The 14108-nt window shown below is 48.5% G+C and carries 12 protein-coding genes; 6 read left to right on the top strand and 6 right to left on the bottom strand.

The window, feature by feature from the left end; all coding sequences use genetic code 11:
* Positions 1–1661 precede the first annotated feature (1661 nt).
* On the bottom strand, positions 1662–2624 hold the full coding sequence (locus BSZ32_RS06610) for a proline racemase family protein (protein ID WP_105042709.1): 963 nt from the start codon (positions 2622–2624) through the stop codon (positions 1662–1664).
* A 96-nt stretch (positions 2625–2720) separates the two neighbouring features.
* Here BSZ32_RS06610 and BSZ32_RS06605 point away from each other — a divergent pair, with 96 nt between their 5' ends.
* Entirely contained in the window at positions 2721–3473 is a 753-nt protein-coding gene (locus BSZ32_RS06605; RefSeq protein ID WP_105042708.1) for an AraC family transcriptional regulator, read from the top strand.
* Positions 3474–3717: 244 nt separating this feature from the next.
* Here the strand turns inward: BSZ32_RS06605 and BSZ32_RS06600 are convergent, their stop codons facing one another.
* Entirely contained in the window at positions 3718–4980 is a 1263-nt protein-coding gene (locus BSZ32_RS06600; RefSeq protein WP_105042707.1) for an NAD(P)/FAD-dependent oxidoreductase, read from the bottom strand.
* 492 nt (positions 4981–5472) lie between these two features.
* On the opposite strand from BSZ32_RS06600, the gene BSZ32_RS06595 reads away from it, so the two are divergent.
* A complete protein-coding gene (locus BSZ32_RS06595) occupies positions 5473–6102 on the top strand; it encodes a SixA phosphatase family protein (RefSeq protein WP_105042706.1) in 630 nt (209 codons plus the stop codon).
* A gap of 614 nt (positions 6103–6716) precedes the next feature.
* Here the strand turns inward: BSZ32_RS06595 and BSZ32_RS18310 are convergent.
* The gene (locus BSZ32_RS18310; protein WP_129589631.1) at positions 6717–7127 is read right to left on the bottom strand and encodes a hypothetical protein; all 411 of its coding nucleotides are present in this window, start codon (positions 7125–7127) and stop codon (positions 6717–6719) included.
* Positions 7128–7160: 33 nt separating this feature from the next.
* Between BSZ32_RS18310 and BSZ32_RS06585 the strand changes: the two genes are divergently transcribed.
* Positions 7161–7529, top strand: coding sequence for a hypothetical protein (locus tag BSZ32_RS06585; protein WP_129589630.1), 369 nt, complete (start codon positions 7161–7163; stop codon positions 7527–7529).
* A gap of 509 nt (positions 7530–8038) precedes the next feature.
* Positions 8039–9733 (top strand): fasciclin domain-containing protein, encoded by a 1695-nt coding sequence (locus BSZ32_RS06580; protein ID WP_105042703.1) that lies wholly within the window; start codon positions 8039–8041, stop codon positions 9731–9733.
* 418 nt (positions 9734–10151) lie between these two features.
* Here BSZ32_RS06580 and BSZ32_RS06575 read toward each other — a convergent pair whose 3' ends face one another.
* Positions 10152–10379 carry a hypothetical protein gene (locus BSZ32_RS06575; protein ID WP_105042702.1) on the bottom strand — a complete coding sequence of 76 codons (228 nt, stop codon included), beginning with the start codon at positions 10377–10379 and terminating at the stop codon, positions 10152–10154.
* Here BSZ32_RS06575 and BSZ32_RS20565 point away from each other — a divergent pair.
* Positions 10369–10605, top strand: coding sequence for a hypothetical protein (locus BSZ32_RS20565; protein ID WP_206018743.1), 237 nt, complete (start codon positions 10369–10371; stop codon positions 10603–10605). The two genes, BSZ32_RS06575 and BSZ32_RS20565, sit on opposite strands and share 11 nt — an antisense overlap.
* On the opposite strand, the gene BSZ32_RS06565 is transcribed toward BSZ32_RS20565, so the two are convergent.
* Positions 10602–11456 (bottom strand): hypothetical protein, encoded by an 855-nt coding sequence (locus BSZ32_RS06565; protein ID WP_105042700.1) that lies wholly within the window; start codon positions 11454–11456, stop codon positions 10602–10604. The two genes, BSZ32_RS20565 and BSZ32_RS06565, sit on opposite strands and share 4 nt — an antisense overlap.
* A gap of 105 nt (positions 11457–11561) precedes the next feature.
* Here BSZ32_RS06565 and BSZ32_RS06560 point away from each other — a divergent pair, with 105 nt between their 5' ends.
* The gene (locus tag BSZ32_RS06560; protein WP_105042699.1) at positions 11562–12776 is read left to right on the top strand and encodes a pyridoxal phosphate-dependent aminotransferase; all 1215 of its coding nucleotides are present in this window, start codon (positions 11562–11564) and stop codon (positions 12774–12776) included.
* Positions 12777–12908: 132 nt separating this feature from the next.
* Here BSZ32_RS06560 and BSZ32_RS06555 read toward each other — a convergent pair whose 3' ends face one another.
* Positions 12909–13187 (bottom strand): hypothetical protein, encoded by a 279-nt coding sequence (locus BSZ32_RS06555; protein WP_105042698.1) that lies wholly within the window; start codon positions 13185–13187, stop codon positions 12909–12911.
* Between the last annotated feature and the right edge of the window lie 921 nt (positions 13188–14108).

Below are 14108 nucleotides of genomic sequence, written 5' to 3'. Positions count from 1 at the left end.
CGAATGATTTCCTCCATCGATGGTATGCGCAGCAGATAGCCGGGCTTCTGGTCGACAAGAAGTTCTAACAGGGCACAATCGTCAACAGGGGAAGGGGTTAAGATGCGCAATGGCAGAGAGATTTGCGGGGGAGGGGCTTGCCTCGAGCGTGAATGGAAGAAACCGGTTAGATTGCAGGAAAAATGAAGGTGAGGGAACAGACAATATCTGAGGCAATCCACACTTTTCTAAAAGTGAGCCGTATTCAGATCGAGCGCTAGGGGATAGGCGGTATCTGCGAAATCTGCCGGTCACTCCACGTAGCGCGACCGTCTCGGTCGCTCAAAATAATCCCAGCAAAGCTGCTGACTCACAGCACTCAGACCTCACCAGCGGACTTCCGCCTGCCATTCAGCCCGTCATCCCTCCACAGACCTAGCTGATATAGTCCTCCATAGGACAAGATCATTTTTAAGGAATCCTTATAGATGAAGGGATTTCTAGAGTTTTAGCTCAATTAGCTCAATTAGCTCAATTAGCTCAATTAGTCTGTCTCATAGTCCGCAAGATTGCAGGAAAAATGAAGGTGAGGGAACAGACAATATCTGAGGCAATCCACACTTTTCTAAAAGTGAGCCGTATTCAGATCGAGCGCTAGGGGATAGGCAGTATCTGCGAAACCTGCCGGTCACTCCACGTAGTGCGACCGTCTCGGTCGCTCAAAATAATCCCAGCAAAGCTGCTGACTCACAGCACTCAGACCTCACCAGCGGACTTCCGCCTGCCATTCAGCCCGTCATCCCTCCACAGACCTAGCTGATATAGTCCTCCATAGGACAAGATCATTTTTAAGGAATCCTTATAGATGAAGGGATTTCTAGAGTTTTAGCTCAATTAGTCTGTCTCATAGTCCGCATATGTCTCATAGTCCGCATAGACAAACAGACCAACTCAACAGACTGACCAACTCAACAGACTGACCAACTCAACAGACTGACCAACTCAACAGACTGACCAACTCAACAGACTGACCAACTCAACATGCCAGCCAAACTCAACAGACCGGCTAAAATTATCCGCCTAACTGATAGAATGTTAAACGATGTTGTTCGTTGGTGTATTGTCAAGAATGATGGGTGGGTCGCCTGCGGCGGAGACTGAGAGTTTTCAGAGTTCAAGTTCAAGTTCGAGTTCGAGTTCGAGTTCGAGTTCGAGTTCAAGTTCAAGTTCAAGTTCAAGTTTTGAGAAAGATTGTCTGTCTAAATGTGTCCCATGTAAATGTGTCCCATGAAGTTGGCCTTCAGCCAACAGATGGTTGTTTACGGCTAACCTAGGGATTGCGCTCCACTTCATCCCTAGGCTTGTATGATTTTCTCCGTTGGAGAAGGTTGTATACTGACGCGCATCAAGATTTGTGGAATTGAGAACGAGCTCTGAGGTTGAGAGAGTTCCTTTCAGCGCCTAGTGGTGTTACGTTTTAGGCGTTAAGTATTATGGCCTGGAGTGAAATTCCCAAAACATGGCGCGTAGCAGTATAGCTAGAGCGCGCTAAACATAGAGGTGGGGAAATTCAGTTAATTTTGTGAATTCTGTCAAAAAAGTTTTCTGATGTTCACTTGAGGGTGAATCTATTTGGCCGCATCTGCTGTGGACTAGGATTCTGTATGAGTGGTGATGTGGGCCTATCCGTCGAGGCGGATGCCGTGGCGGAAGGGGTCTTGGTCTTGAATGATGAGAGTGGCTTCTCCGTTCACATATGCTGAGCCCGAGATAATGGGGCGGATGTGTCCGTTTTCAAGTTGTTCGATGCGTCCTTCGAAAACGGTGTTGAGTATACTGGCCTGTCGCCATATTTGGCCTGGTTGGAGTTGGCGGTCTGCGAAAAGGCACGCTAGCTTGGCGCTGAGCCCGGTGCCACACGGCGATCGATCATACGCCAATCCTGGGCAAAGCACAAAACTGCGGCTATCTGAGACGCCGGGTGTAGGCTCGCCAAAGATCTCGACGTGATCGACTGGCACTCCGCCCTCACCGGTGATGCCTTGCTCAGCGAGGGTATGAGAAAGTGCTGCAGAAAATTCTGTGAGCTTTGCGATGTTTTCGGACCTGACTGCAGGGCATTTCACCTGTGAGCCATCCACAAGGAAAAACCAATTGCCACCCCAACCAATATCGCCAACCACCGAGCCGTGACCCGGCACATCAACCGTAACGTTCGCTTGATAACGATAGCTCGGCACATTAGTCACCGTCACCTTACCGTCCTGATGAAGCTCTGCCACCACCTCACCGATGGGAGTTTCTATCTTATGTTTTCCGGTGGTGATTCGGCCCATGTGAGCCAGCGTCACGGTCAAACCGATCGTGCCATGGATACAGCTACTCAGGTACCCTACATTATTGAAAAATAGGACGCCAGCCACACAATCTGGGTTTACCGGCTTACAAAGCAGAGCTCCCACCATGGCATCATGCCCACGAGGTTCGTTGATACATGCTGAACGAATCCAGTCACACTGCTCCGCCATATACTGTTTGCGCTGCGCCAAACTTCCTGTGTCGAGTCCCTCCAGATTATCAGGCCAGCCCACCACCGTGCGTGTTGGTTCTCCTCCTGTATGGGAGTCGATTACCTTTAGTTGCATGCATTCAGGATTATTCATTGACGAAGGCCAATTTAACATAGAGGTATTGTGCAAATTGGCAGAGTCAGCCACTGAATCCGCACACCCACACACACGATGACGAGTCCTGTTCATGACATCAGAGAAGCCTTTTTTCAACGGCTTGATCGGCCACTACTGGTGGAGCATCTTTTCGATCAAGTTCGAGACATTGCCTTTTTCATCAAGGACCACCATGGCCGTTATATCGTGGCGAATAAAACACTTTGCCAACGCTGCGGAGCTACCAGCAAAGAGGATATGATCGGCAAAACAGCCGATGAAATATTTCCCGACCCTCTCGGCACTGCGTTTGCCGCACAAGACCAACAAGTCCTCAAATCTGCACGCAGCATCAATGGCCGGCTGGAACGCCACCTCTATCCCGATGGCCATGAAGGGTGGTGTCTAACATACAAAGAGCCGATCTTCGATCGTAAGCGTAACATCATAGGAGTATCCGGCATTTCTCGCGATCTTAACAACTTTTCCGATAAAGGTGACGATCTCTCCTCCATTTCTGAAGTACTACAGCACATTCAAAAAAATATCGATCAACCCCTGAGACTCCCCGAGCTTGCAGCCAAGGTGAACCTCTCAGTCTACCAACTCGATCAACGGATTCGCGCGCTGTATCAAATCTCATCTGGCCAACTGATCACACGCAGCCGTGTGGATGCCGCATGCCACATGCTAACAGCCACGGGAAAATCCATTTCAACCGTAGCCCTCGATTGCGGTTACTCAGATCAATCCGCATTCAGCCGGCAATTCAAACAAACCACCGGCCTCACTCCAAAGTCCTACCGAGAAAGAATTACTCAGGAATAGAGGGCTCCTACACTAGGGTGGAACTTGGGTTGATGCCTGCGGCGCTGGACAGAATTAACAGAATTTTTGAGAATTAACCTACGAAACTGGAGCGGCTCACGGCAATTTCCGGTAAACCGTGATATTTTTGATGTCATCGGTCTGCGCAGCCTATGAAAAATTCTGCGAAATTTTGTGAATTCTGTCTTAAACTCGCTTTCTTGTTCCCTAGTGTAGAAGTCCTGCCTAAGGGCACTAACGGAAACTAACTGAACCTCATGGGATCCAGCTTATGAATATCCAAACTTGGATCATTCGCGCCGAGTATTTCGGCCACCAGTCGACCCGTCATTGGCCCCATACTTACTCCCATCATCGAATGGCCGGTCGCGACGGTTAGATTCGAGTAGCTAGAGACTCGGCCAATGTACGGAAGTCCATCCGGCGAACAGGGGCGCAGTCCAGCCCAGGGTCTAACATCTTGAAAATCTTCTTCACCATACGAGGGAAAATACTGACACGCCGAGCGCACGATCCCATGAACGCGTCGCGGATTCACACTCAGGTCGTTGCCGCAAATTTCCATTGTTCCAGCAAAACGTAGTTGGCAATTGATCGGGGTAACAGCGACCTTCGCTTCAGATAAAATCGAACACAGCTCTGGCAACTCGCGAGGAGAATCCAGAGTAAGTGAATAGCCTTTACCCGCCTGCATCGGCAGCCGTTTACCAATGGACTTCAGCAAGTCACCGGTCCATGCGCCACAGGCCAGAACGATCTGGCTCGCCGGAGGAACGACCACACCATCCAAAGACACCACGCCACCACCAGCATTTTTTAAGCCTGTGACCTCAGTGCCTTCAACGACCTCAGCACCCATCTCAAGGATTCGTGCCCGCAACCCATCCATAAATGCGGACGGATCAAGATGGCAATCTTGTTTAAACCAGACCCCACCTTTGACATCCATTTGAATCCCCTTATCAATTTCCTTTAAGCGTGCTGGATCACAGACCTCTGCAGAGATTCCAAGCGCATTCGCCATCTCAGCGACTTCCACTTCCTCATCCAGCCCTCTATCGGATTGGCAAAGCATCAGCAGGCCGCGTTCTGTCAAAGTGACGCCAGCTTCCTCAGCCATTTCTTTAAATAACCGACGGCTTTCCAAATTAAGATCACGGAGTAATTCGCGGCTGTCCACCACATGCTTAGTCGTCGCATGCGTTGTGAAAATTTTACACCACCGGATCAGATCCACACTGGCCCGAGGGCGGATAAAAAACGGTCCTTCAGGATTTGCCAACCATTTCAAGCCCTTGCCAATGATCCCTGGCGCGGCCAAGGGAATAAAATGACTAGGCACCACCATCCCAGCATTGCCGTATGAGCAAGCAGATCTTGCCGATTGATCCACACTATCGCGATCAATCACGGTGACCGATTTACCCGCTTTTAAACAATGCCATGCCGCGCAGAGGCCTATCACCCCAGCGCCTACAATGATTACCTGTTCAGACTCGTTATCCATACCTACTGCATTTATACCTTATTCGTCTAGGCAACATTCACAGCAGCTACCTTGGTATCAGCACATGAGGCTAGCGCCTCGGTCATTGGTCAATAGTCCATGGTCATTAGGCTGGGACGATGAAGGAGCCCTAACGGGCGGTCATTGGTCAATAGTCAAGAGGCATTAGGCCGGGACGATGAAGCATAGAAGGAGTGAGGAGTGAGGAGTGAGGAGTGAGGAGTGAGCAACCGTCATGTTTGCATGAGGCTGACCTCCAGTCAGAAAACTTAATTCCTCTAATTTCCTAAGGTTGTGTTCCTTTGTCACGTCACCCCTGGCTGGTATGAAAATGACCTTCAGTCATACCTGCCAGATGTGGAGACTTGGAATTGTGACGGCGGTTTCTAACCGCCTCGTCCGTATTTGATAGCCTTGGGCTTGGCGGTTGGAAACCACCGCCACGCGCAGAAAAGAAAGATTGTCTGTCTAAATGTGGTCTAGGAGTCTATTATGAGTTCCCCTCGCTTACATCAAACGGATCAACCCGAACAAATCCACATGGCGCTGGATGGGATCGATTTCCTGCTCCACCAAACCGGTAAAAGTGCGGGACTGGCCCGAAACGATCTCCTCAAAATCATGAAATTTCTCACCCTGATGCGCCACGCCAAATCGTCCTGGCATCATGAAGGCGTAAAAGATTTCGATCGCCCGCTCAATAACCGAGGCCTTCGTGATGCGCCGATCGTAGCGCAGCACCTCAGCGATCAGAACCTACAGCCCGATTTACTCTGGATTAGTCCTGCGGAACGCGCACGACAAACGGCAGCTATTGTGCTCGAAAAACTAGCGATCCCCGAAGAACAGATCTGCTATAAAGAAGAAATTTACGATGCGGGCCTATTGCAATTGCTCCACCTCATTCGACAAGCCCCCGAGTCTGCAGAATACGTGATGATGATTGGACACAACCCAGGATTCTCCGATCTCGCCTGCATTCTCAACCCTCGACAAGACCGTAATTTAGTGACTGGAGCCGTGGTTCATTTACAACTCGATATCGGCTCATGGAAAGCCATCAATAAGGCCTGCGCGACCACGCTCTGGCAAGCGTGGCCGAAGATGCTTTCTAAAGATTAAGCCTCAGCCAGCGCCATACGTTTTTGCTTTCGATCCACCAAAAGTACATAGCAATCCCACCTAATACCATTTGAGCGGTTAGATTGTCGGAATGACGTCGAATGATTGGATTGTAGCAAGGCGCATTTAGTGTGTCTAATAGGCCACTTTGAAGAATTTCGTAGCCCCCAGAGGAGATGTTCGGTACTTTCGGTGGCATGGGAATCGGGTATGAGATTCCCTATCCCACATAAACACCGTTTGCAGCTGCATTTAAAAATACTCGCTGCTAAAAAAATCTCTTGGCGCAGCGGTTAAAGGGACTACATACGCATTGAACGTGAATCCAAGCGATACTCACCAAAACAGACTCAACTCCACCATTGACTCTTCCTGTGAGCGGTAATTCACAAATTCTAAATTTAGAATTCCTAATTCACTTACCCCATTCTCCCTCCAACACGATGCTCTCGATCACCTCAACCAAAAAGCAAATACCTAGCAGTTAATAACCAATGAACTCAGCTAAGATCAGATTCGCCACCCTTTTTTCCCTGATTCCGATGTGCTTTGCCGCCAGCCTCTCTGCGGAGGTGAAGGCACCAGAAAAGCTTGCCGAGAAGGATGGAACGTTTCTACTCATCGAGGCCGAGGAAGTCACGGACCGTTTTGAAGGGCATCAAATCCACATCAATGCCATCAACATTGACGAGCCCATCAAGGCGCAGCACGGAGACTCGGTGGTGGAGACGATGCGCAATAACCTCCGCGCCATCGCGGTGGATGCTAAGCTTTTTGGCAAGCCGGTTCTGGCCCACATTAACCACCCGAACTTCCACTACTGACTGACCGCGCATGATCTGGCGCATGTCCTGGAGGCCAAGTTTTTTGAAGTCTACAACGGACATCCCGGGATCAATCATCTCGGCAATGCGGAGCATCCAGGGGACGAGGAATTGTGGGACATCGCCATCACTCTCCGCCTGACCGAGCTTGAGGCGGACCCGATGTTCGGACTGGCGACGGATGATTCGCACTGCTATCACGGGGGCAATGTCTCTCCCGGACGGGGCTGGGTGATGGTGAAATCTGCCAGCTTGGAGGCGAATGCCTTGGTTGAGGCGATGAAGCGAGGGGATTTTTATGCCTCCTCGGGAGTGACGTTCGAGGAGCTTGGCTACGATCGCAAGGCTGGGAGCCTTCGCTTGAAAATCGCCGGAGTGGAAGGGGAGACCTATGAAACGAAGTTCATCGGGACGCGCAAGAAGACGCCGGAGAAGATCGGCGAAGTGCTGGCAACGGTCGCTGGGTTGGAGCCATCCTATCAGCTGCAGGGAGATGAACTGTATGTGCGAGCCGTGGTGACATCATCGCGGGTCCATCCGAATCCATCGTTCAAAGATCAGCATCAGCAGGCTTGGACACAGCCGGTAGGCTGGCGGAAGTAGAAATCAGTTCATTACTGTTGGTGATTCGCTTTTTTGTTGAAAAACAATGACCTTGTGGACGCGGTCCAGCGACGCGCATGGGGTCAGACCTATAGAAATGCCACGCGCATGGGGTCAGACCTATAGAAATGCCTTGAGCCATGGCATGACTGAGCCATTTGACTTTATTTTCTCGGCGAAGATTGCGTTTTATGAGGAAGTAGTTTCCACTTGAGAAAAGAAAGATTGTCTGTCTAAATGTGATATAAATGTGGTCATATGAGCTGATTTTTTTCATCGTCTACTGCTAGGAATTTACTTTTTGGGTAAGGTGTTCGAGAGCATCGCGCGTGGATATTGTCCCATCGGTCACAAGAACACAAGAATTCTGTGTCTGATAGATCAAGTTGACTCCATCTTTCCAATCTCACGGGGGTTGCGACATACTTACTCAATGCTAAATCTGGGCTATCACTTCAGAATTACAAATTCTTGAATCCAATTCTTGGCAATGTGCGAATACTTAATTGATGATAATACATTCCCATACACTCAAAAAAATACTCTTAGTAACAGTCTCTGTATTTAGCTTTGAAACACTAGAGGCCGCTGACCCTGCTGAAGCCAAGACGATTGGTCGCGTGATACGCGAACGTGCTGACCTCTCAAACTTCCTCAAGTTACTGGAGAAAACTGAAGTTGGATCCCAACTATCCGAAAAAACCAACTTGCGCCGAACGGTCTTCGCTCCAACTAATAATGCCTTTGCTGAGCTCCCTAAGGATTCTCTGAAAACTCTCTTAGCTCCCCGCAATAATGATCGATTGGAAGAGGTATTCGGTTTCCATGTCCTGCGTCGTTCACTTCCTTCCATTGGTCTAGAAACTTGTGCATCCCTTCAGATGTCCACCGGCCAATTTCTCTCAGTCGATTATAAGAAAGGGACGATCAGTGGAGCCAAGTTTACTGGAGAGATGATCCCATGCTCGAATGGTAACCTTTACCTTATTGATCGTGTTCTAACCCCCAATACCGACGATTTATTCCAGACGCTACAGAAGGATGGTCGCTTCACGATCTTTACCAAGGCTATAACAGCAAGCCGTCAAGGTAAGCTTTTCCAAAATATGCATGGGCTCTATACCACATTCGCTCCTACAGATGAAGCATTTGGCAAATTGCCAGCGGGTTTCGTCGAGTCCCTCTTCCAGCCTGAGAATAATGAGCGACTTGAAGATATTATCAAGCACCACATTCTTACAGGCGTCAGAGCTAAAGGTCGGATCCCTGGATATCTAAGTCTGGGTGTGTCGGATGTGACACCGTCGTCAGCTTTTGGTCAGCAGCTTAATTACAAGATCAGCGCTGCCGGTCCAATCGTTGATGGCGCGGCCATCATCGAAGCCGACATTCCTTGTGCCAACGGAATCATTCATGTGGTAGACACTGTGATACCTCCGGTTGACTCAAGCTTACTCGATCTGCTTCGTGCCGACGAGCGCTTCAGCACCACTGTATCGATGCTCGAAGCCACTGGATTAGATTTGCCGGTGGCCTCTTCAACGCAGTTCACCATTTATGCTCCTGTGAATGAAGCGTGGAAAGCAGAACCTTATGCCTCGTTGGTAGCCAACCCCACAGGCAATGCTCGTGAAGCTATTTATGGGATCCTTTCTCGCCACGTGATCACGGGTAAACACGTCAGTGAAAATTGCCGTCCGTACAACAAACTAAAAACGATTCATGGCGCTCCGATTTATCTGACACGTGAAGGTGGCGATCGCCGAATCAGCGGAATAGCTATCGAGGAGACAGACTTGGAAGCCTTCAATGGTCTAATCAATGCCATCGGAAGGATCATTGAAGATCCGATGGAGCTCCCAGAGGGAGATATCAGCACTGTGGATGCAATCCAGTTTGTTCAACAAGTGTTGACAGATGCGAGCTCAATCTACGCCAAGGGCGAGTATGAAGCCTGCTGGAGATTTTATACAGCCCAAGGGTACAAATTCCTCTCTAAGTACAGCAAGCTTGTAGATAGCAATACTCGTGGAACGCTCGAACGCGCTATTCGTGATGACCAACCCGGGTTTCAGTATGCCTCCCATGCATGGTCCTCGCGCAATGAATTTCGTAATCTACTAAGAATTCTTGAGCAGCGTGAAGACCGCGTCCAGGACAGTTATCTAATGCAGGCTCAGAAAAAATCGCGCTTCGGTCGCTAACATTCTACCCGTTTTCCACCATTCGCGGTGACCAAGCTGATTTTAAGTATGCTTACCAGTCTTGGTCCTCGCGCATGGTCTATCGTGACTCTAGTAAGAGTTCACTAACAACGATAAGACAGCATCCAAGACAGTTGTCTATTGCTGGCTAAGAGAAATGCACGTATTTGTCGCTAACGACCCGCCCTTACTATTACCTGATACCGTTAGCTAGTATTTTCAGCAGCATACCAGTGCTGGAGGGGTATTGAAATCTGCTAATTACTAGCAAGTAGCTGCATTGGGGTGGGAGCGAAGGCTTTCTACTCCTTGCTTTCACCCTCATTTCTTGAGTTTCCAGGTTTTTGGACACAGTTTGACATCACTGAGCATTACGCTTGTGCTGTTCACTCTGATTCTTAGTTTCTCTTGGGTTTCGCTAACAGATGCTTATTCGAAGTTCGCGGTGCACCGCTGAGATCGCCTCTGACCAAGGCCAGCCTTTGGCTATTTTCATCTGCTTTATCCCACTGTGACTGATGAGTTTCCCTGCGATGCATATGATGTCTTTGATGATGCTTCCCACTCGGCGGCGTTTCTGCTTCACGCGTTTTTTCTTGAGGTGGCTTGGCCATTTGTCTTGGTGTTGAGCTAGCGTGTTATCCACTGCTCGAAGGAGGTTGTTTGATCTCGCTGTGGAACTGCTCACTGGTGCCATGGTCGTGATAGAGGGCGATGACATCCTCAGGGGGTTCTCCGAGGTTCGTCCAGTAGCTCTCAACTTCTATCTCATGTATGAGAAGGGCTTGGCCGTGCTTATCAATGCTGCGGCAGGTGACTCGGTAGACTACAGGAAGTGTTTCTTGCGTGCTTTTCTCGCCTCCTGGCCTTAGGTGTTCGATGGTGCCAGTGTAGACTTCTTTGCCTTCTCGGGGACTTTCAGCTTCACCCTGAGCCATTTGGCATGACTGAGCCAGTTGACTTTATTTTCTCGGCGAAGATTGCGTTTTGTGAGGAAGTAGTTTCCACTTGAGCGTAGCTCTTCTAGGGTGTCCTCGCTGTCATTTCCTGCATCGAGGCGATGCAGCACAGGATGCTTGAGGTTGAGGTTGAGGTTGAGGTTGAGGTTGAGTTTGTTTAGGAGTTGGGCATTTCGTTTGAGGAATTCTGGTGTGCCTTTTTGGCAGTGCTGGATTCCGGGTCTAAATTCGTGATGAGCCAGCCAGCCCTCAGTCCCGAGATTACTCATGATGGGCGCAAAGCCATCACAGCCTTTATACGTCCTACCCACATTCTCACGATTACTACCAGTGTTGTCCATTGGGGTGACGTCGATGTCGTAAGGGATGTAGAACCGACCATTGATTGAGAGTGGGCTGATCTGATGGTCTTTAAAAATGGCTAGATTTACCCCTTCGATTTTGCACATGCTTTGCTCACCAGCTAATGCTTCGAGTCCGTGCCGTAGAGTTGGTTCAGAAGGGATTTTTTCTATCCCCATGCTCAAGCTGAAGCCCTTAGCCTCATCCCGCCTGTAGAGTTCAACATCCTCGTAGTGTGTGCGCCCTTGGCAGAGCAAACCAATTTGAGTGGTCAAAATGTCTACATCACTAATCTTGTCAGGGCGGGCTGAAAGTCGCTTTGCAAATAGTCTGGCGAGTGGTGTGTGATAGGATAGTATAGATCCGGTGAGATTTAAGCTGCCTTGAGCATTGATTCTTTCGTTGGTCAGTGATAATTCCATCTTAGTAATCAGTTGGGTGGTTGTGTTAAACAACTCTTAACCTAGTAACTAGAAGGGTTCCCAATATTTTCTCAAAACTAACTTACAGATTTAGGTTAAGGCTACATGAAGTACAGAAAAGCAGAACACTTAAATAACGCCAAGTATGAAATCCGCGGTAAAGTCGCCGATAAAGCCGCCCAACTTAAACTGCGCGGTATCAATATACTGGAGCTCAATATCGGTAACCCCGGAATTTTCGGGTTCCAGGTTCCCGACACGATGAACATGGCCATTATCCGCAATCTGGATAAAGCCGCCGCTTATTCTGACTCTAAAGGTATCTTCGCAGCCCGTGAAGCGATTGTCATAGAAACCCAAAATATTGGCATCAAAGGCGTTGATATCGATCATGTTTTTCTCGGCAACGGTGTATCCGAGCTCATCATGATGAGTATGGAAGCTTTGCTCAATCCTGAAGAAGAAGTGTTGATTCCCTCTCCGGATTATCCTTTGTGGACTGCTGCGGTGAATATTGCCAATGGCAAAGCCGTACATTATAACTGCGACTCCGAGAATGATTGGCAACCCGATTTAGAGCACATGGAAGCACAAATCAGTGCTCGTACACGTGCCTTGGTTGTCATTAATCCAAATAATCCAACCGGCGCCGTTTACAGTAAAGAGACGCTCGAGGAAATCACCGCTATTGCCCGCCGCCACAGGCTCATTATCTTCAGTGATGAAATCTATAGTAAGATCCTTTACGATGATATCGAACATGTGCCGATGGCAATTCTGAGTGATGATGTTCTTGTTGTTACTTTTAATGGCCTTTCAAAAAGTTACCGCGCCTGTGGCTTTCGTGCCGGCTGGCTTTACCTGAGCGGTCCTGTACAGCAGGCAGAAGATTATATCGATGGTCTCACTCAATTACTCAGCATGCGTTTATGCTCTAATGTTCCAGCTCAATGGGCTATTCAGACCGCTCTCGGCGGGAATCAGAGCATCTATCAATTAACTGCCGATGGCGGCCGTCTAAAAAGACAACGCGACCTTACAATAAAGCGTTTGCGGGCTATAGAGGGTATCAGCTGTGTTAATCCACAGTCGGCACTTTATGCTTTCCCGGAAATCGACCTGTCTCTTTTTGACTTTGACGACGACGAAGACTTTATCATCAAGCTGCTTGAAGAGGAGCACGTTCTTCTCGTTCAGGGCTCTGGCTTTAATTACGATCGCAGTTATGCCTTTCGGGTTGTTTTTTTACCCCATGAGGAAACGCTGAATAAAGCCTTCGACCGACTCGAAAATTTTCTTTCAATACACCGCAAAGCATAAATTTGATCAAAGGCCTTGTGATAGCAAGGTCACTGAGCAGCACAAGTCATCTGCGTTAGTATTTTGAAATAAGGGCAAAGTCATTTCATTTCACGGCAAGCTTACCCAGCAAGGGGGCTCGTACTTAGGCACTTACACGCTTTGCAAATAGTCTGGCGAGTGGTGTGTGTGAGTTGGCCAATCCAGGCGGACCGCCTCCGGGCTGTGGTCCAAGATCTCAAATGTATTGCCCCACATTTCCACCGGCTCATCTGAGCTGGCTTTAAATTCAAAGCGGTGGACGTTCTCCTCCCCTTCTTCATCCATACGGACGCGGGTGATAGGACCAGAGAGAGAGCGCTGCATGGCTGTCTCCGGTCGCGTGCTGTTCTTCTCTAGAGTTGCGGGCATACCCAGCATGACGCGGGGCATAGAAAAAATGACGTTTAGGGTGCTTTATGCACCGTAAATGTGCATTGCTTTTTTTAAAAATTAGGTCGGTTGTTCAGTTTCATCTAACAGCTCGATTTTTTTATAGCGCAAGGGGGGAAGGATGTCTCGATCCATACACCTGTATCAGGCCCTTGATTAGCCTAGAACCCTCAAGGATTAGCGGCAGATCAAGCATTTATCTGCCTTTTCTTTAAATTCCAAAAACCACAACATGTTGTATTGTTGATAATTTGTAAATACCACATAGCATAAAATGGCGTTGACCGTGGAGGAGCCTAGACTGTATATTCCTATTACCTCGGGGAGGTGAAAAAAGAAAGCGTCCATGCTAGTAACATGGACGCCTATTTAGAAGTAAACTTCTTAGCTTTCCAGAGTCTTACTTTTCACCGTTAAGGTGTGACTCGGTAGCTGTAATTTGTTTTTGACAACAAAGTTATAATTACAGTGATAGCACTTTCGGTAAAGGTAAAATTTAGATTACAATCTAAGATGACCGAGAAAAATAAGCGCAAAGCTTGTTTGGTAGGGGTTAAACTGGCTTTGTTTTTTTTCGCTAAGAACATAGCACTCACCATCCTGGTGAGTGTTCTGAGTGAGAGAATCACCGGTTTGATTTAACCAACCAAAGAGGCTACGCGCCAGACACTGCAAGCCCCATTCTATATAGAATGGGGCTTTTTTGTTTTAGTCTTCCTCACCATCCTCTGGTGGCTCCGGCTGTGGACGCGCATGGGGTCTGGACGCGCATGGGGTCAGACCTATAGAAATGTACGCCCCAAATGCAAATTCCTAGCCATATTTTTTTTGACACGATTAATAATACTTATAATGCTAAGGCTATAACCCAAGGGTATTGGAGATTGTATCGAAACAGTCAAGAAAACCGCAAAACTTTAT

It is taken from the genome of Rubritalea profundi, from assembly GCF_002954445.1.
Classification (GTDB): Bacteria; Verrucomicrobiota; Verrucomicrobiia; order Verrucomicrobiales; family Akkermansiaceae; genus Rubritalea; species Rubritalea profundi.
The sequence above is the reverse complement of the archived record's forward strand: the minus strand, read 5'-3'. Positions and strand labels throughout refer to the sequence as shown.